The following is an 18,681-nucleotide window of genomic DNA, read 5'->3' as shown; positions in this document are numbered from 1 at the left end:
CCTCGCGGTTGCTGGCGATGGCTGTTTCCTTGGTCGGCATTTCCATTGCAGGCTCCAGAGATCTGGTCTTGATTGACCGGTGAAGGAGTCTAGGTGAGAGGTGCAGGAAAACCGATTGGGAGATTGTTGGATTCTTGTAAGGGGCAAACTCGCTGACTTCAATAGCCTAAGCGCGAGCAGAGCTCGCCCCTGCGAGGGGAATCTCCTGGCGGTGAACGTGTGCCCCCTGCGCAAGGTCTATAGTTAACGACCTTGGGGAAATTACCGAAAAATCAGGTGATGCCATGCAAAACACCAAGCTGATGATGTCGCTCGCTGTATGCCTGCTCGGTGCCAACGGCGCCCAGGCCGATGACAGTCCGATGCAGACGCAGACCTACAACAGCGAGTTCATCTACTACGGCGCGGACCAGCCCTTCGCCCACCCCTCGCCTCCGTCCATCAGCACCGTGCCGCCGGGGTCATACATCTCGACTTCGCCTCAGGACTTCATCCCGATAGCCAGCCGGCAGGAGTTTACCGACTCGCGCCTGCCGACCATCGCGGACGCCAGCGTACGGGTGTTCATCCGCTCCTATGATGCGCAGCGCGGGGTGTACGTCAACGAAGAAGTCCTCGACCCCACGTGCCTGCTCGCCTGCCTGAGTCGCCAGGGCCCGGCGTTGTAGCCCGGCTACCACTGGCGCTTGTCCGGACGCGAGAGGCCGAGCTTTTCGATGCGGTAGCGCAGCATGTCGCGGCTCAAGCCCAGCAGGCGCGCTGACTTGGTGACGTTCCAGTCGGTCTTGTCGAGCATCTTGCGCACCATGTCACGCTCGACCTCCGGAAGGTTCATCGACTCCGTGCCGTTGTAGACCGGCCGCGGCTCGTGGTGTTGCGCCTCCTGGATAATGGGTGGATCGTCCACCAGGCTCAGGCACACGTTCAACTGATGGGCTGCGATGGTATCGCTCTGGGCCAGCAGCACGGTCTGTTTCGAGCATGTTGCGCAGCTCGCGCACGTTGCCCGGCCAGCTGTAGCTGAGCAGCAGTTCTTCGGCCTGATCGCTGAAATGCAGGTTAGGCTTGCCATAGCGCTTGCCGTGGGCCGCCAGGAAATGCCGGGCCAGGAGCAGGATGTCTTCGCCGCGGGCATAAAGCCGCGGCACCTTGATCGAGATGATCCGCAGGCGGAAGAACAAGTCGCGGCGGAACTTGCCTTGCTGCACCATCTGTTCCAGGTTGCAATTGGTGGCGCTGATCACCCGCAGGTCGACCTTGCGCTCCTTCACCGACCCGACCCGGCGGATGGTCCGGTCTTCCAGCAGTTTAAGCAGCTTGGCTTGCAGCAGCAGGTCCATCTCGCCCACTTCATCGAGGAACAGGGTGCCGCCATCGGCGGCTTCGACCAATCCGACCCGGCGGTCCTTGGCATCGGTGAAGGCGCCCTTCTCGTGGCCAAACAACTCCGACTCCACCAGGTTCGATGGAATCGAGGCGCAGTTGAACTCAATGAACGGACCTTTGCTGCGCGGCCCGTCGAAATGCAGCGCCCTGGCCACCAGTTCCTTGCCGGTGCCGGTCTCGCCCTCCACCAGGACCGGCGGCAAGTCGGTGTTGGCCGCGCGCCGCTCGGCGTCGAGCAGTTGGGCGATGGTGCCCTTGAGGTATTGCATGGGTGCCGACTCGCCGATCAACGCCTGCACGCCGGACTTCTGTGCTTCACGCTCCTGATAAAACGACAGCGTGCGCTCCATTCGATCAGTGGCCAGGGCCTTGTCCAGCAGCAGCTTGAGCCTCCGGCAGGGCCACCGGCTTGGTGACGTAGTGGAAGGCGCCCTCTTTCATCGCCACCACGGCGTCTTCGACGTTGCCGTAGCCGGTCATCATGATCACTTTCAGATCCGGCGCGCTGACGCGCAGCTTCTGGATCAGGTCGTGACCGCTCATGCCCGGCAAGGAGTTGTCGGTCAGTACCACATCAGGCGCAAACGTGCGCAATTGCTCCAGTGCATCTTCCGCCGAGTGGCAGACCGTGACCTCGAAGTCTTTGCGCTCCAGGTAGGTCTGAATATTCTCGGCAAGAAGTTCGTCATCCTCGACCAGCAGTATGCTGTGCTCCATATTCCCTCCCGTTGCCACTTTGAAGTTGAGACATACGCGGGTTCCTTCCAGCTCCCGACTGGTCAGTTCGACCGAGCCTTCGAAACGCTCCATTATTCTTTTGACCAGGGCCAGGCCCACGCCCAAACCGCCTTGCTTGGTGGTGAAAAACGGCTTGAAGACCATCTGCTGCTGTTGCGCGGTCATGCCTTTGCCGGTATCGCTCAACGTCAGGCTCACCTGCCCCGGCTGCGACGAATCGAGGCCGATCGTCAGCACGCCGCCCTTGGGCATGGCCTCCAGGGCATTGGCAAACAGGCTATTGAGAATCTGCGTGAGCAGCACCCGCTGACTGACGACCGGTTCGATCAAGCGCGGGAGTGAAGCGCACCTCGACGTTCGAGCGGCGGATCAGCGGTTCAAAGGCGTTCAGCGTGTCCTCGACGGCGAGCAACAGGTCCACGGCTTCGGAATCATCATTGGCCGGGCGCAAGGACACACCAGCAATTCGCGAACCCAGCGCGACATGCGATCGACCTGGCTGATGATGTCGCTTATGTTTTTCTGAGCGTTCTGGCTGGCAATGTCCTGGGCCAGTTCGGCGCTGGAGCGGATGTTCGCCAGGGGATTGCGCAAGCTATGCGCCACTGCGGATGACATCTCCCCCAGGGCTACAAAGGTCTCGTTGGCGATCAACAATTTCTGCTGGGCCTGCAGCAGCCTGGCAGCGCGCCGCACGATCCAGAACAAGCCCAGGTAGATGGCCGCGCCGCCCAGTGCAGTGGCCAGCCAGATGGCCTTGAAGCCTCGCTGGATGCGCGCTACCAGGTCTACGGGCTCCTTGTAGATTTCCACCATGGCAATGACCTTGCTCCTGTCGGCGTTGAACATCGGGATGTAGTTCTCGACGAACAGATAAGCCGGCTCGCGCAGGAACCGCTGCTCGGGACGCTCATCATCGACCTCGTGATAGCTGGTGGATACCGCCTCCTTCATCGTGAATGATTCGTCCAGTTCTTCGTCACCGGTAATGCGCTCACCGATCAGGTCGGGGTTGGTCGACCACACCACCGTGCGATCCAGTGCAAAGACGTGGGCCAGCAGGATGTCCGGCAAGTGCTCCACGTGGTCGAGAAATTCAACCCGGGCCGCCGCGCGTGTCGCGGGGTCTACGTCCGGATAAGCGTTGTCATCACGCGGGTCAAGCATCTCGCCCATGGTCCGGCGCGGATTGATCGAGGCATGGCGGATTTCAGCGTCACCGATGGCCTGGATGAATTGCGCAGTCAGCATGGAGTCACGCTCGATGCTCTCCTCGACCACAAAACGCGTGGAGATATAACCCAGGCCCAGGGCCACGGCGGCGATGATGACGAAGCTGCCCACGGAAAACCAACGCAGCAGATTGAACTGACCAGGCCAGCCCTCCCGCATTGCGGCCAAAGGCGGCGCAGATGCTTTTAATTGTTGTGGTCTGTGCATGGGCCTATCCCGGGATACAGGGGCGCGTTCCCAATCAGTGTAGGTGGCAATCAACGCCTCCGACGGTCCAATGATGGTAAATCGCCGCTATTGTGTTTGTGCCGCCAGCGCCTGCTGGCGTTCGGTCTCTTGCGTCAGAAAATCAATCACCGCCTGGGCCGAGCTTTCATCCAGCCGCAGGTTGGGCATCGGGATCTTTTCGAAGCGTTCGAACAGCGCCGTCGCGATCGGGTCCCCCTCCGCCAGCATCCGGTCCGGCTCACGAATCCAGCGACTCAACCAGGCCGGGTCGCGCTGGCGGGTCACGCCGATCAGGTCCGGCCCGATGCTGCGCATGCCAATGCCCTGGCCATCCTGCGGGCCAAGGCTGTGACACGAAGCACAGCGGGTGCGAAACAGTTCTTCGCCGGTGCTCGGCGGGCGGATCTGCGGGGCGTCGGCATAACTTTGTTCAATGCTCGGCTGCTTCCAGTTCTGCAAGGTATTGGCCAGCTGATCGGCGAGGATCCACGGATTTTCAAAGGGCGAGGCCTTCATCCAGCGGCCGGTTTCCTGGTTGCCGACGATCAGGCTGAGGTTGTGGTCCTTGTTACGGCCGTTGTCGACCCCTTCGATGAACAGCCCGAGCTTGTGTCTAAGCTCGGTGACATCGTCGAATTCACCGGTCAGAAATTGCCAGCCCGGCCCGACCTTGAAGCGTTGCGCGTAGGCCTTGAGCACGGCAGGTGTGTCGCTTAGCGGATCGATGCTGATCGAATAGAAGAAGATGTCCTTGCCGACCCGATCCCCCAACAGCGTCTGCACCTGACGCAGGCGCGCAGTTTCCAGCGGGCAGGAGTCGCTGCACGAGGTGAAGATGAAGTTGATCACCACCACCTTGCCCTTGATCAGGTCGTCGAAGAAATGCACCTGTTGACCGTCCTGGTTGGTCAGCTGGGTGTTGGGGAAATAATCGCCGCCCCAGGGCGTCACCGAGCCATTCGCCGCGGACTCCGCCTCGTGTGCCAGCAGCAACCGGCCAGCCAGCACGCAGGTCACCAGCAGCAGCACCAGGTGCATGGACAGGGCACGGGAGCGCGGCGTGTGCAGTGGCCGGTCGACCGGTAGGCGGTTCATTTTTTCACCGTCACTTGCGGTCCGAAACCGTCGCCGGTGCGGAAGGTTGGCAGTGCGGCGGAGTTCACATAGCGCACCCCGTCCCAGCTTGGCAATGGCGTTGGCATCAGCTGCAATTGCCCGGGTTTTCCAGGTCCCAGCGCAGCAGCATGGAGTTGTCTTCGTGCTGGGTGTTGTGACAATGCTCCATGTAGGTGCCGCCGAACTCACGGAAGTTGATCGCAAACTCCACGCTGTCCAGGCCGTCGTTTTCCGAGCCGATCCGGTACACGTCCTTGCGCGCCCATTTTCCCATTCCGGTGGCGCCTTGCCGCCGCGACTGAGAATGATCCCTTCCTCGAAGTGCACGTGCACCGGGTGGCTCCAGCCCTTGCCGCCGGCCTTGATGTTCCACACTTCCAGGGTGCCGAAACCGCTGACTCCAGCGTCGGTGGGTCCGGTTTTAAGCTGAATCGAGGTATTGAGGCGCCGCGGGTCCATGTGGTAGCCGAAACCGCCATCGGTCTTGACCGTCCAGGGCGCGGCATCGGTGCCATCCGAGCGGCCATAGGTGAAGGTGCGGTGACGGGCCTGGGCGAGCAGCAGCTTGTCGGCGGCGTTGTCACGATGGATCTTCAGCGGGATCATCACCATGCCTTCGGCCTTGCCCGGCTTGGCCGGCTCGTAGGCTGCCGGATCCATGGCCAGGTCCTGGCCGGTGTAGGCCTTGACGTTAAGCTGGAGGACTTTGCCAACCCCCGGGTCACCCTTGTCCCATTGCGGCCCCTTGCTCGATTGCTTGAGCACCGCGAGGTATTTTTCCGACAGCACATCGCCAAGGGGGATTGCCTCTTTCGGCCCCTTGCCGTCGTCGTGGGCCAGCAGGTTGACCACGAACAGCTTGTCCCCTGGCTTAATGCCGTTTTTCGCGAAGTTGACGATGATATCGAAGCGTTCGGCGATGCCCTGGGTCGGCAGGATCGCATTGTGGTTCTGTTTATCGCCGTCGGCATCCAGGTCCATGCTGCCGTCGAAGGGCACGCTGTGCTCCATGATGTTGCCGTCGTTGGCGATCATGTGGAACGGCACCCGGCTGTAGGATACCCCGGAGTTTTCGGCCCCTGGAACTCGCCGCTGCTGCCCTTGATTTCGCGCACGATGGCCAGCTTGAAGTAACGCGACACCGAGCCATTGAGGATGCGCAAGCGATAGCTGCGGGCGCGTACATCAAGGGTGGGTTTCCACTGCCAGTTGACCAGGATCTGGTCGCCAAGAAAGCCGTCGGTGTTGAACGGGTTGAACCACAACTGGCCGGACTGATCCCAGGCCTTGTCGGCGATCACCAGGTTGACGTCGTAGTCGCGATTGCCCCACGGCAAGGCGCTGCCGCTGGGCAAGCGCAGGTTGACGCCGTCGTTGACCGACTCGTTGCCGCGGTCCAGAGCACTGTAGTAGTTCATCATCGCCGCGTTGCCCTTGTAGACGTTCTGCGCGGTGAAATCGAGCATGTGGTCGTGAAACCAGTGGGTACTCATGGTTTCGCGCCAGTCGCCACGGATCTTGATCGTGCCGTGGTCGCAGGTCTTGCGGCTGGGGGTCAGGTCGTTGGTCCAGAGGGTCTCGCCCGGCGAGCAGGGGAACGCCGCGCGCGGATCCTGGGCATCGGTGTTGATGCTGTCATAGCCGGCCAACTGGATCGGCCAGCGATAGTCGTAATACTGGCCGGGGAAGAAGAACGCATTGGCATAGCCATCGCTTTCCGCTGGCGCGTGGCCGTTGTGTTCGTGGGTGCTGATGGTATGCAGGCCGAAGCCCATGTTGGCCGCCGGGTCGATGGGCAGGCCGTTGTAGTGCCGCATCAGGACGGGCTGGCCGTAGCGCACCATCAACAACTTGGGCGGCAGGGTGCCGTCGAAGGTCCAGACCGAATTGTGGTTTTGCACCGGCATGTTCGGGTGAAAGCGCGGGTCGACGCCCTTGGCGGTGCCGTCGGTAGCCGGGACGCCGGCCACGTTGTGGTAGAGCCCGCCGGGGCCGAACTCGCCCAGGGCATAACCATGCATCTGCCGGCTATCACGCAGCCCGCCATTGACCCGGGCACCGGTCTGCACGGTCTTGTAGGCCAGTTGCGGGTAGAACTCGTTCCAGCGCTGGTGGGACCAGCCCTTTCCAGGTGGGCGCCCTTCTGCCGACGAGCCGATATGCCGGTTGAGGAAATATTCGATCTGCGCCTGCCAGGGGTTGCGGTCCACCACGTTGGAGAACTGACTGGGGAAAGGTGTCAGCCCCGGCTGACGCAGGAAAGCATCTAGCGCGACGCCTGGAGGTGCACTGCGCGCCGCACTGGTGGGGTCCTGTTGCGGCGCCGGGCCGATCGCCACGGGCGGAAACGGCAGGGGTGCCGTCGGTGTGGTCGGGTCAAGCTTTTCCGGGCCGAATTCTTCGAACAGCACCAGTTGCTGGGTAAACGGCTGGGCGCCAAACAGTGGGCTGGGCTTGCCATTCGTGGGGTAATTGAAACTGGTCTGCACCGTCGGCGGCAGGATGTTTTCCTGACGCGGCGTGTCGCGGCTGCCTTTGACCCCATCGGGTAAATCGAAGGAATCCTCGTTGGCCTCCGGCATGGTGAGGATCGCATTCAAGGCGCCGACCTTGTCCTCGGGTTCGTCGTAATAAGCCGAAGGGTCCGAAGGTTCGGGCTGTCGCTCGTCGTCGATCGGGCTGGCACGCAAGGAAGATGCAGCCAGGGTCATCAGGAGGATGCCCACGGGCGTGAACCACTTGCAGGTTCGTTTGAAGGGGTGTGTCGATTGCCTGTTCATCACCAGCCGCCTCACAGTCAGAAGGGGTACTGGTGGAATTGCAAGGAGCTCGCCAGACTTGTAACAGATTAATACAAAATAATTAACGTCATTCAATACAATGGCTTAACAACATCAATGTGCCATGACTGATCGAAGTGACTGGGGAATGACACCCGCTAGCGGGGAAAGTTCATCCCCAGTTTCAGGGAATCAGCTTGAACCACAGGCGCACGCAAGTGCCCTCGCCTTCGCGACTTTCCAGCTGCACCGAGCCGCCAAAACGCTCCATTATCCGCTTGACCAACACCAGCCCGACGCCAAGTCCGCCCTGCTTGGTGGTGAAAAACGGGCGGAAGGCCATGGTGCGTTGTTCGGCGTTCATGCCCTTGCCATTGTCGCTTATCACCACGCTGACGCTACGGGCATCACCCGGCTCCAGCCGCACGGTCAGGGTGCCCCCTTGTCCATGGCTTCCAGGGCATTGGACACGAGGCTGTTGAGGATCTGGTTCAGTTGCACCTGCTGGCTGCGCACCATTGGCGTCTGGGTGGGCTCGAACACGACATTGATCTCGCCCTTGGCGATCTGCTGCTCGAACGCCATGAGGCTGTCGTGCAACGCTGCTACCAGGTTCACCGGTTCCGCTTCTTCGCTCAGCGGGCGCAACGATTGCAGCAACTCGCGCACCCACTTCGACATGCGGTCGACCTGGCCGATGATGTCGTTGATGTTCTTGTGCGCCGCGCCAGTGTCGAACTCCAGGGCCAGCTCGGCGCTGGAACGTATGGTCGCCAGGGGTTGCGCAAGCTGTGGGCAACCGCAGAGGACATTTCGCCCAGGGCCACAAAGGTTTCATTGGTGATCAACTGCTTCTGCTGGGTCGCCAGCAAATTCGCCGCGCGCCGCACGATCCAGTACAGCCCCAGGTAAATCAGCCCGCCGCCCAGGGCCGTGGCCAGCCAGATCAGCAACAGGCCACGCTGCATGCGATCAATCAGGTCCTTGGGCTCCTTGTAGATCTCGACCATCGCAGTGACCTTGTCGCCGTCGGCATCGAACAACGGAATGTAATTCTCTATGAAAATGTATTCCGGGGAGTGACGAACTTCTGCTCCATGCGGCTCTTGTCCACTTCGTGATAACTGGCGGACACGGGGATTCTGGAATTGAAGGCCTGGTCCAGGTCATCATCGGTGTGGATGGTGGTGCCCATCAGGGACGGGTTGGTCGACCAGATCACCGTGCGGTCGGGGGCATAGATGTTGGCCAGAATCACGTCCGGCAGGTGCTCGATATGGTCGAGGAATTCGCCGCGGGCCTTGGCCCGGGCCAAGGGGTCGACGTCGGAAAAATTGCGGTCCTGGCGCGGGTCAAGCAGCTCGCCCATGGTCCGCACATGCGGGATGGACACGTGGCGCACTTCGGCAGAAGCGATTGCCTGGATGAACTGCGAGGTCAGCAAGGCGTCACGCTGTACGCTTTCGGTAATCACGAAGCGGGTCGACACTGCCCCCAGGGCGATCGCCACCGTGCCGATGACCGCCATGCTGATCAGCGAAAACCAGCGCAACAGGTTGAACGGCTGCTTGCGCGAGCCCAGGCGAACATCGCCCTGGTGGGACGCGAGTGTTTGAGTCGACCTGGCCATGGATAGTGTTCCGCACGAATTCCCCTATAGGGTTATAGCCCACCCGCCGATCTTTGCCCGATCCCGGGGGTGGCTGCCCCCATTCCCCGCCGCCCCCATCTACCCCCAACTCTGGGGGCTGGGGCCCGATGGTGTTTCACTCAAGACGCCACCCTCTCTCACCTGCACGCCCGTGCGCCGGGCCTGTGCGGGGCATTTTCGCTTTCTGGTACGGAAGTTGCCGAAACCCCTCTCAACTGACCCATCCCCAAGGGACAGGTCTCCAATAGAGGGAATACTCATGCACCCTTTACTGTCCAAAACGGCGGCCGCCCTGGTCGTCAGTGCTCTGGCTCAAGGCGTCGCCCAGGCGGCGCTGTTTGCAGTCGATCCCGGACCCTATCTACCTGGCAACGGTGGCTTCGCCGCCTGGTATCAGGACACGCACGGTCGGACCCTCGACCTGTGCCTGTCCAAGGCGGTAAGTTCGCGGGTTCCAGGCGCACCCGGCGCGCCGACCTACATGTGCAACCTGCTGCCGACTCCCGGGGTTTTCGATGACGCGCAGCCAATCGTCTTCCCCACTAACTTCCCCGACGAAGCCTTCTGGTTTACTGCCGACACGGCAATCGTCGACGCCGCACGCGGGATTGACCTGGCATTTGGCACCGCCATTGAAGCGGCCTTCGCCGCCGAAGAACCGGTGGAAGGCGATCAGGTCAGCTTTGCCCGGGTAAGGATTCGCGTCGACGTGCCCGTCGCCGGCACCTACGTGATCACCCACCCCTATGGTGTCGATGTGTTCAACATCGACACCCCCGGGCGGCGCGCGATCAACATGACCCGGGACATCGGCATCGGCACGCCGAAAACCTATGACGGCGCCCTCAAGGGCGATGTCGGGCCTTTCCTGCGCAGCGTCAACGGCCCCTACTCCGAGACCAACCCGCTGACCGGCAGCGCCGAACAGTTCGTCGGCGACCCCAACCTCACGGAAGCCGTGACCGGCAGCCTGTTCAACACCAACTTCGTGCGCATCGAAGGCCCTAACGGCCTGGACCTTCGCACTACGCTGTTTTCAATCTCGGGCAAATTGTCCACCGTGGTTCGCCCCACGCCCATGATCGCCCAGCGGAGTACCTACTCACGCACCGCCGGTGAAAGCGCGCCAGTGGCCCAGCAGGACGTGTTCGTAATGGCGCCACCGCCACCGGCGAGCGTGACCCTCTCCAGCAGTACCCCGGTCCTGAACCTGAGTGAAGCCGACACCACCGGCAACTGGTACGCGCAGTCGTCGGCCAACCCGACCTTGCCGACCACCTTGCAAGTGACTGCCGACAACCACCTGGCCATTCCCAGCAGCACGCCGACCACCCTGCCCATGGCTCTGACCGACCTGGTGGTGATCCAGCGGGCCGAGTACAGCCTGAGTTCCGGGCAGCTGACCCTCGTGGCCTCCACCAGCGATGAAACCTCGCCGCCAGTGCTCACGGCAACGTCAGGCAGTGGTGCAGCCATCGGCGCCCTCAGCGGCGAAGGCGCGGTGAAAACCCTGGCCACCGGTATCTCGCCGATTCCACCGTCCCGGGTTCGTGTGACGTCATCCAATGGCGGCAGCGACACCGAAGAAGTGGTCATCGTGCAATGAACGCTCACATGCCCAGATCCTCATCAGGAGGCATCATGAACAATTGGCCACGCCTGGCGCTCAACGCCCTGGGACTGACTCTATCGCTGTCCGGCAGCGCGTTCGCGCAACTCGCCGCCGTCGACCCGGGCCCTTATACCTTTGCCACGGGGAAATTCCCCATGTGGTATCAGGACAACAATCAACTCTCGATGGAACTGTGCCAGTCCCGGGCCGCCAGCTCGCGGGTGCCGGCCTCGGTACCGCCGGCCTACATGTGCACCCTGCTGCCGGAACCGGGTATTTACGATGACACCCAACCCATGGTGTTCCCGGACAACTGGCCACCGGAAGCCTTCTGGTTTCTTGCCGAGACGGCCATCCCCGATAACGGCGCCGGCTATGGCGTAGATGCCTACGTGGCCGGGATCGAAGCGGCATTCGCTTCAGAGAACCCGATCGATGGCGACCAGCAAAGCTTTGCGCGGATTCGCATCCGGGTGAACATTCCCACGGCCGGTGTCTACACCATCACCCACCCGTATGGTGTGGAAACGGTCAACGTGACGGCACCTGGCCGTCGTGCGATCAACATCACCCGCGACATCGGCATCGGCGCACCGGGCAATTTCACCGGTGCGGTGAATGGCGCCATCGGCCCCTTCCTGCGCAGCATCAACGGCCCCTATACCGAGGTGAACCCGGACACTGGTGGCGTGGAAACCTTCGTCGGCGACCCGAACCTCACCGAGCAGGTCACCGGCAGCCCGAACAACACCAACTTCCTGCGGGTCACCGGGCCTGCGGGCACCATCCAGACCAACCTCTTCACAGTGGCCGGCAAGGTCCTTGACGCCCGTGCGCAAACCCCGGTCGAGGTGGACCGCGCGACTTACCGGCGCACCACCTCGGGTGGTAGCAGCAACGTGCGCGTCGAAGTGTTCGCCAAGGCCGGCAGCGGTTCGTCCCTGTGCTTCCGCGAAAGCGTGGCGCTGGTTCCCGGACCACCGCTTTCGCCCTGCCAGACCACCCTGCTTGGGGACAACACCGGGCTATTCTTCGGTCAGCGCCAGGCTATTGGGCCGGTGCCTCCGGTCATAGTGGTCACCGCTTCCAATCCGGCAGGCACTACCCGGCCGACAGCCGTATCGAGCAAGCTCACAGACGTGGTGAAAATCCAGACCGCACGCTACAACTGGTCTAACCACAGCCTGCTGATCGAGGCCACCTCCACCGATGAAGTGGCCATTCCGGACATGGTCGCGCAAGGCTACGGACGCCTGTCGAAATCCGGCACCCTGCAGAAAATCACCATAGCCGATCTGACCCAGCCCCCGCTTCCGTGACGGTAAAATCCGCCGCCGGCGGCAGTGACACCGAGCCAGTAGTGGTAGTTGGCAGCGCGCCGAACACCGGCGAAAACCAGCCTCCACTGGCCGTCGCCGACAGCGGCAGCACCAGCTTCGGCGTACCCATCACCCTCAACCTGCTGACCAACGACAGTGACCCCGATGGCGACGTGCCGCTGAGCATCACCGCGTTGACCCAACCGGCTGCGGGACAGGGCACCGTGGCATTGAGCGGCACGACTGCAGTGGTCTACACCCCACCGGCGGTGGTCAACGCTCCGCTGACCACCACCTTCACCTACAAGGCGCAAGACATCAAAGGCCTGGCCTCGACCGCTCCGGCGACCGTGACCATCACCGTGGCACCTAACCAGGCACCGGTGGCCGTCAACGATGCCATTGCAACCCTGGGCGTGGCGGTACCGATCAGCGTGCTGGCCAACGATACCGATCCGGAAGGCAACCTGCCCCTGGCAGTCGCCAGCTTCAGCCAACCACCGGCGGGTCGCGGCAGTGTCAGCAGCAACGGCACGGTACTGACCTACACCCCACCGGCCACCGTGACCACGGCTTTCACCACGACCTTCACCTACACCGTCCGGGACAGCTTCGGTGCTGTGTCAGCGGCCCCGGCGACGGTCACCGTGCAAGTCTCGCCACGGCCTGCTGCGGAGAACTTCACAGTGACCACGGCCACGGTGTCGGCACGCTCCAACAACCGCTTCACCTGGGACTTTGCCGGCACCAGCTCGGTGATCACCGGCAACACCATCACCGTCCGGGTCAGCACCCCGACGGGCCTGGTGACCCTGGGTACCACCACGGTGCCAGTGACCGGTCGCTGGCGGTTGACGGTCAGCAACAGCACCACGGTGATCCCGTCGGCGAACCCGACAGCCACCATCACCTCGTCCCAAGGCACCGTGCGTACGGTGTCGGTAACGGCGAACTGAGCCCTCGCCCCGTCAACTCCAGGAGTTGACGGGGCCAGCCTCTTCTCACAGGACAACGCCATGAAAACGTCGACCGCCGCCCTGCTCTGCCTGCTTCTGCTCTGCAGTGGCGCTGGCGCGCGCGCCGACGACCTGATGGACAACGACGACCTGGCCCCCGCCACCGACCTCGGCGAGCTGCCACCGCCGGTTGGCCAACAGGCACTGATCGACCAGAACGGCCAGGCCAACGTCGCGCTGCTGCAACAGAACGGCCAGTCGTTGCTCGGCAGCATCGTCCAGTCGGGCAGCAATCAGGAGGCGTTCATTCTTCAGCAAGGTAACGACCTGATGGCCCTGATCACCCAGCAAGGTTCGGGCAATAACGCCGGCATCACCCAGACCGGCAGCCACAACCGCGCGCAGATCTCCCAGAACGGCAACAACAACGACGCCACCATCGACCAGGCCGGCACGGGGCTTTCCAGCGCCGTTACCCAGTCGGGCAATGGCATGAGCGTTTCGGTCAAACAATATCGCTAAAGCACTGCACTACCCGGAGGTTTCATCATGTTCAAACTGACGCCCTCACCGCCGCCATCCTGGTCATTGTCAGTGCCCAGGCCATGGCCGACGACAGTATCTCGACCCAGAAACAATTCGGTGATGCCAACATCGCCAATGTGAAGCAGACCCAGGCCCCGTTCAGCACCGCAACCGAGCAGCAGTTCGGCCAGGGTAACGACGCGATGGCGGTGCAGGACACTGCAAGCAGTAGCATCGACCAGAATCAGGTCGGTGATTACAACGCCGGCTATGCCGAGCAACTGTTCGAGGACGGCAGCACCATCGTGCAACGGCAGGTGGGTACGTTCAACAACACCCATGCCAGCCAGTCCATCGGCTTGACCGGCAACGAAGCGCTGCAACAGCAACAGGGTAACGGCAACTTTTCGTTCATTTACCAGGACAGCCAGCAAGGCGCCTCGGGCCAGACCTTTCAAAACGGTGACAGCAACGTGGCTTACATCGAACAGATGGAAGTGGGCGATGCGAATGTCGCCACCGTGGTGCAGTACGGCACCGCCAACAACGGGACCGCCGAACAGGTCGGTCACTCGGGAGGCCAAATTGCGATCAACCAGAACGGCGGCGACAACTACGCCTACGGTGATCAGCGCAGCGGCGTTGGCGGCACAGTGACCATCAGCCAGTTCGGCGACATGAACGGCAGTGAAGTCTGGCAGTTCGGTCAAGCCGCCAGCCAGGTTATCGTCGATCAATACGGGCAGGCCAACGAAGCGATCGTCGACCAGAGCTTTGGGCAAAACAACTACGCCCAGGTCGTGCAAGTCGGCGACCTCAACGCACTCTACGCCGACCAGTTCGAATCTATCGGTTCGACCCTGGCGCTGTACCAACAGGGTACCAACAACATCCACTTTACCTACCAGAGCGGCGACAGCCATGTGCTCAATGCCAGCTCGGTGGGTAACGAGAACAAGGTCTACGCCAGCAACTGGAAAGGCCCACAATCTGGTGGCCAGTTCGGCACCAACCAGCGCGCCACCGTCAACCAGACCGGCAATGCCAACATCGCCAACTTCACCCAGACCGGCGCCGGCCACATCATGACCACCAACCAGAGCGGCCTGGGCAACAAGACCACGGTCAGCCAGGCCGAGTCCTACAACGAGCTGTACTTCGACCAGAACGGCACCGACAACATTCTCATCGCCGACCAGCGCGGCACCACCAACCTGATCCAGGGTTCCTCCACCGGCACCGGCAACAGCAGCGAGTTCGACCAGTCGGGCAGCGGCAACCAGGCGTTCACCACGCAGATGTATGGCAGTGACAACCAGATCACCGTCAAACAGGCCGACAGCATGAACGTGGCATATGTGACCCAGGGCGGGACCGGGAACATTGCCAATGTTGATCAGAGCGGCGTGTCGCAGATGGCGACGGTGCAGCAGTTTGGCGGGGCTAACCAGGCGACTGTGTTGCAGCAATAACTGATAGGGGGTACCAAAACCGCGGCCTGAAGGTCGCGGTTTTTTTGCTTGCGCGGTTCTGGGCTGCCCCCGAGATGTTGGACATCAATCAGGACTTTGGGGTGCAGACCATTCTGTAGGAGCTGACCGTAGGAGCTGCCGAGTGAAACGAGGCTGCGATCTTTGATCTGGTTGAGCCACTACCAAGATCAAAAGATCGCAGCCTCGTTTCCTGGCAGCTCCTACAGATTTGGTCGCTTAGGAGTCGCGTGTGCACTGCAGATCCCCGTGGGACCAAGGAAGACTGGGGCCGCCCGGTTATGCTTCTTCGCCCTCAGGCACCACAGGGTTTGGGCGATGCGCTTGAGTATCGGAGGGTTAGGGTACTGGCAGAGCTGCTGGTCTCGAACCCTGTCTCTATGTAGGAGCTGCCAAGTGAAAAGAGGCTGCGATCTTTTGATCTGGTTTAGCCACCACCAGGATCAAAAGATCGCAGCCTCGTTTCACTCGGCAGCTCCTACAGGCAGCTCCTACAGTTTGGTCGCGCAGGAGTCGCCTGTGCACTGCAAGTCCCTGTGGGATCAGGGAAGACTGGGACCGCCCGGTTATTCTTCCTCGCCTTCCGGCACTACGCGGTTCTGCGACAGGTAGCGTTCCATGGTTTCATTCTGTGGCGGTGCCGAGTTGTCGCCGGCGACCTGCCACATTTTGCGTTCAATGCCTTGGGACAACAGGTGGCCGACCGCCGATTCGATGGCCGACAACACGCACAACTGCGCCGGCTCGTTGGTGGTGTAGCCCACTTCAGCCTCGAGCAGTTTCTTGAACTCGATGAACTTGAACACCCCGGCGCTGCGGGCCACGGAGTAGATGGTCTTGCTGGTCATCACGTTGGCCAGGACCTGGCCGCTGCGCACGTCCACCGCCCGCAGGTTGACGGTGACCTGGTCGACCCGATACTCGCGGGAGATGTCGATGCCCAGGTAACGGGCCCCTTCCCCGCCGCTGCGCACATTGGTGTCATAGGCGATGATGCCGCCTTCGAGCATCATGTTCGCCGCCTGCAACGGCGGCAGTTCCGCCTGGATATTCATCGGCGTGTTCGGTTTCTTTTGCGAAGCGCGAATGATCTTGCGTTCGGTCAGCAGGTTCTGCAGCCCTTCACGCTCCAGCACCACAAACCAGCCGCTGGCTTGCATGGCGTCCATCAGCATGCTCGCCGCGCCCTGGGTCACGCTGGTGGAAAATGAGCTGGCCGGGGTGGGTTTGTACTGCCCGGTCTGGTCGCGAAAACCGTAGACCACGGCCATCAAGCGGCCCTTGGGACGCGGCAGCTTGATCAAGTCGTAGTAGGTTGACGCCCTGGGCGTCAGGGTCGGGGTTTCGCTGTCCTGCTCGGCCGGCATCGGCTCGCGCAGGCTGCAACCCTGCAAGGCTGCCAACAGCATCCCTAGCACAATTATTTTTTCATGTCCGTTACTCCCCATCAGTCCTTGGCTCAAGGAGCCAGGCCGTTCACCAGGATTTCCGAAATTTCGCCGGTCGCTCGGTCCGTCACTTCAATGGTCAGTGCGCCCGAGTCGTCGATGACGTTGACGATAAAAGCGTCGGTGGACAGGCTCCCCGCGTTGCCGGTGGAGATGTTGTCCAGCAGCTGCCCCAGCAGGCGCGATTGCAACTGGCTGCTGAAGCGCTCGAGGGCCGAGGTGCCGGCGATCGCGGTGCGATCCTTGAGGTCCGGGTCGTCGTAGTCGTTCTGCGCCTGGGCGTTGTTGAGCAGCCAGGTGCCGTTCAACGGGTTGCCGCCGAACGAGGGGTTGACCGGCGTGTACACCAGCTCAGTGGCCTGGACCACACCACAACTGGTGATCCCGAGCAGCCACATGCCTGCCCACGCGAGGTCGCTGCGCTGCGAAAACAATGTCGTCTTCATAATTCGTCCCTCTCAAGGTCCGTGGTGTCTTGCAACAAGGCTTCCAGCTTGCGCTGGACAATCTGTCCGCGAACCCAGTCGGCGGCGTCATAAGCCTCGTCCTTGAGCTCCACGGTGTTCGGCGGTAGAAAGCGCCGGTAAACCAGTCTCTGTTGGTATTCCACGGTCACCAGGCTGCCCCAGCGTGCCGAAGGTCGTTCGCGTACCACCAGGTTGAAATCCATCGGGCTGGTCGCTCGCAGGCGTTCACTGAACGAGTAGTAAAATTCGTGGCCGATGTGCGAGATCGTGTCATCGACGATGAAGCCCATCATTTCGTCCTCTTCCCCGGCCGAGGCGAACGGCAGCACCAGCACCAGGGCCATGGCGGCCAGCCATTGGCGGTTCATGGCTGCAACGCCTGCGCAGTGCCGGACTGACCTTTGGCCGGACCCGACGCGCCATCGAGGAAGGCTTTCTCGGCGACAAACTGCCAGTCCTTGTAACTGGCCATGCCGGTGAAGTCCGACCATTGGCTGGGGAAATCCACCTGCTTGAGCGGCTTGTCGGTAGACGGGCTGTTGAGGCCGGTGATGCGTCCATCAAAGCCCCGTTGCAGGCTCCACTCACCGCCACCGATGGGATCAGGATAGAGCTGGCGGATATGGTGCCTGGGCGTTGGAAAACGCTGGTCGTCCAGCAGGTCTTCGAGCTCCTTGGGGTACTGCGCCAGGCCAGGCGAACTGCGGTAATAGCTGCGCAGCGCCTGGGCATACTGGGTACCGACCCAGAGCAGCTGTTTCTCGCGGTCACGCCGCGATGCGGTGGACCAAAGCTCGCCTGCGCTGGCCAGGCCCATGCCCATGACCATGATCAGGAACAACACGCCCAGGTAAGTGAAACCGCCCTCTGCGGACGGCCTACCACTCGGAATAAAGGCTGCCATCACGCGCCCTCCCTGTGGCTCCACTCTTGATGTCGGCAACACCGCCCGCCACACCCTCCGGCGGCGCGACCATGACCCAGGCATCCTTGCGCTCGGCGATCGGGTCCATCGGCGGGTTGCGCAGGTAACGCTGCTCGACCAGTTGCTCGATGGAGTCGGGATAACGCCCGGTGTCGCCGTAATAGTGGTCCAGCGCCTCACGCATCGCCGACAGGCTCTGGCGCAGGGTGGTCTCCTTCGATGTTTCCAGGCTGTTGAAATAACGGGGCAAGGCAATGGTCATCAGGGTTGCGATGATTGCCATGACCACCATCAGTTCCAGCAGGGTAAATCCCTTTTGCCGACGCATGATTTCACCACTCCCTATAGGCGACGCCGTTGAGCCCCTTCCCGCGAGCCTGGGAGTAGACGTCAAAGACGTCCTCCCCCTCACGCGGGTTCTGGGCCGAACTGTCATAGGTGCGCAAACCCCAACCGCCTTCGTCGTCACGCTTGACCGACGCCAGCGGATCGTGAGGAATGCGCCGTAAAAGTAGAACTTGGCACCCTTGGCACTGCGCACATCGCGCACACCGTCCACCAGCACTTGCAGGTTCGGTGGGTAGCCGCTGCTGTTCAGCGACTTCTCGATGTAGCCGGCATCGAATGCGCGCTTGTAGGCATCGATGGCATCGCGAATCTGGTACAGCGCGGTGCGCAGGTCCTGCTCTTTGCCCCGGCGCACCACGGTCTCGGTCAGCGGCGCGGCCATGCCGGCCAGCAGGCCGATCAGGGCCAGCGTCACCACGACTTCGATCAGGGTAAAACCGCGTTGCGAGGCGTTCATGA

9 protein-coding genes and 7 pseudogenes are annotated in these 18,681 nt (G+C 61.9%); 5 read left to right on the top strand and 11 right to left on the bottom strand.

Going from position 1 to position 18,681, the window contains the following annotated elements:
- The first annotated feature begins 284 nt into the window (after nt 1-284).
- Nucleotides 285-668 (top strand): hypothetical protein, encoded by a 384-nt coding sequence (locus tag JFT80_RS23525; RefSeq protein ID WP_201149782.1) that lies wholly within the window; start codon nt 285-287, stop codon nt 666-668.
- Between the two features lie 5 nt (nt 669-673).
- Here JFT80_RS23525 and JFT80_RS23520 read toward each other — a convergent pair.
- The 5 genes and pseudogenes from JFT80_RS23520 to JFT80_RS23500 form a co-directional block, all read right to left on the bottom strand.
- Nucleotides 674-2,103 (bottom strand): annotated as a pseudogene (locus JFT80_RS23520) (sigma-54-dependent transcriptional regulator).
- Nucleotides 2,072-3,564: pseudogene (locus JFT80_RS23515) on the bottom strand (sensor histidine kinase). The pseudogenes JFT80_RS23520 and JFT80_RS23515 overlap by 32 nt, the downstream one beginning before the upstream one ends.
- An 87-nt stretch (nt 3,565-3,651) precedes the next feature.
- Complete coding sequence (locus JFT80_RS23510; protein WP_201149781.1) at nt 3,652-4,680, bottom strand: SCO family protein; 1,029 nt, start codon at nt 4,678-4,680, stop codon at nt 3,652-3,654.
- Nucleotides 4,677-7,412 (bottom strand): annotated as a pseudogene (locus tag JFT80_RS23505) (multicopper oxidase domain-containing protein). The gene JFT80_RS23510 and the pseudogene JFT80_RS23505 overlap by 4 nt, the downstream one beginning before the upstream one ends.
- A gap of 253 nt (nt 7,413-7,665) precedes the next feature.
- A pseudogene (locus tag JFT80_RS23500) lies at nt 7,666-9,111 on the bottom strand (sensor histidine kinase).
- A 280-nt stretch (nt 9,112-9,391) separates the two neighbouring features.
- Here JFT80_RS23500 and JFT80_RS23495 point away from each other — a divergent pair.
- From JFT80_RS23495 to JFT80_RS23480, 4 genes and pseudogenes are all read left to right on the top strand, one after another.
- The gene (locus JFT80_RS23495) at nt 9,392-10,738 is read left to right on the top strand and encodes a hypothetical protein (RefSeq protein WP_201149780.1); all 1,347 of its coding nucleotides are present in this window, start codon (nt 9,392-9,394) and stop codon (nt 10,736-10,738) included.
- A gap of 35 nt (nt 10,739-10,773) precedes the next feature.
- Nucleotides 10,774-13,019, top strand: a pseudogene (locus tag JFT80_RS23490) (Ig-like domain-containing protein).
- A gap of 60 nt (nt 13,020-13,079) precedes the next feature.
- Entirely contained in the window at nt 13,080-13,541 is a 462-nt protein-coding gene (locus JFT80_RS23485) for a curlin (protein WP_122838460.1), read from the top strand.
- A gap of 27 nt (nt 13,542-13,568) precedes the next feature.
- A pseudogene (locus JFT80_RS23480) lies at nt 13,569-15,016 on the top strand (curlin).
- Between the two features lie 584 nt (nt 15,017-15,600).
- Here JFT80_RS23480 and JFT80_RS23475 read toward each other — a convergent pair.
- From JFT80_RS23475 to JFT80_RS23450, 6 genes and pseudogenes are all read right to left on the bottom strand, one after another.
- Entirely contained in the window at nt 15,601-16,443 is an 843-nt protein-coding gene (locus JFT80_RS23475) for a CsgG/HfaB family protein (RefSeq protein WP_374091458.1), read from the bottom strand.
- Nucleotides 16,444-16,493: 50 nt separating this feature from the next.
- Nucleotides 16,494-16,928, bottom strand: coding sequence for a curli assembly protein CsgF (locus JFT80_RS23470; protein WP_201149774.1), 435 nt, complete (start codon nt 16,926-16,928; stop codon nt 16,494-16,496).
- Nucleotides 16,925-17,317, bottom strand: coding sequence for a curli production assembly/transport protein CsgE (csgE, locus tag JFT80_RS23465; RefSeq protein ID WP_045058813.1), 393 nt, complete (start codon nt 17,315-17,317; stop codon nt 16,925-16,927). Before csgE ends, JFT80_RS23470 begins: the two co-directional genes overlap by 4 nt.
- Nucleotides 17,314-17,853: a type II secretion system protein gene (locus tag JFT80_RS23460; protein ID WP_201149772.1), complete on the bottom strand. Its 540-nt coding sequence runs from the start codon at nt 17,851-17,853 to the stop codon at nt 17,314-17,316. The genes csgE and JFT80_RS23460 overlap by 4 nt, the downstream gene beginning before the upstream one ends.
- Nucleotides 17,828-18,202 (bottom strand): type II secretion system protein, encoded by a 375-nt coding sequence (locus tag JFT80_RS23455; protein ID WP_122838457.1) that lies wholly within the window; start codon nt 18,200-18,202, stop codon nt 17,828-17,830. The genes JFT80_RS23460 and JFT80_RS23455 overlap by 26 nt, the downstream gene beginning before the upstream one ends.
- 4 nt (nt 18,203-18,206) lie before the next feature.
- Nucleotides 18,207-18,679 (bottom strand): annotated as a pseudogene (locus tag JFT80_RS23450) (type II secretion system protein).
- Between the last annotated feature and the right edge of the window lie 2 nt (nt 18,680-18,681).

Origin of the sequence: Pseudomonas sp. TH10, from assembly GCF_016651255.1 — a bacterium.
Classification (GTDB): Bacteria; Pseudomonadota; Gammaproteobacteria; order Pseudomonadales; family Pseudomonadaceae; genus Aquipseudomonas.
Note: the sequence above shows the minus strand (reverse complement) of the source record. Positions and strands in the feature narration are given on the sequence as shown.

Coding starts and splice junctions, on each gene's coding strand:
- JFT80_RS23460 (WP_201149772.1), bottom strand. CDS start 17,853: ATGGCAGCCTTTATTCCGAGTGGTAGGCCGTCCGCAGAGGGCGGTTTC.
- csgE (WP_045058813.1), bottom strand. CDS start 17,317: ATGAACCGCCAATGGCTGGCCGCCATGGCCCTGGTGCTGGTGCTGCCG.
- JFT80_RS23495 (WP_201149780.1), top strand. CDS start 9,392: ATGCACCCTTTACTGTCCAAAACGGCGGCCGCCCTGGTCGTCAGTGCT.
- JFT80_RS23510 (WP_201149781.1), bottom strand. CDS start 4,680: ATGAACCGCCTACCGGTCGACCGGCCACTGCACACGCCGCGCTCCCGT.
- JFT80_RS23470 (WP_201149774.1), bottom strand. CDS start 16,928: ATGAAGACGACATTGTTTTCGCAGCGCAGCGACCTCGCGTGGGCAGGC.
- JFT80_RS23525 (WP_201149782.1), top strand. CDS start 285: ATGCAAAACACCAAGCTGATGATGTCGCTCGCTGTATGCCTGCTCGGT.
- JFT80_RS23475 (WP_374091458.1), bottom strand. CDS start 16,443: ATGCTGTTGGCAGCCTTGCAGGGTTGCAGCCTGCGCGAGCCGATGCCG.
- JFT80_RS23455 (WP_122838457.1), bottom strand. CDS start 18,202: ATGCGTCGGCAAAAGGGATTTACCCTGCTGGAACTGATGGTGGTCATG.
- JFT80_RS23485 (WP_122838460.1), top strand. CDS start 13,080: ATGAAAACGTCGACCGCCGCCCTGCTCTGCCTGCTTCTGCTCTGCAGT.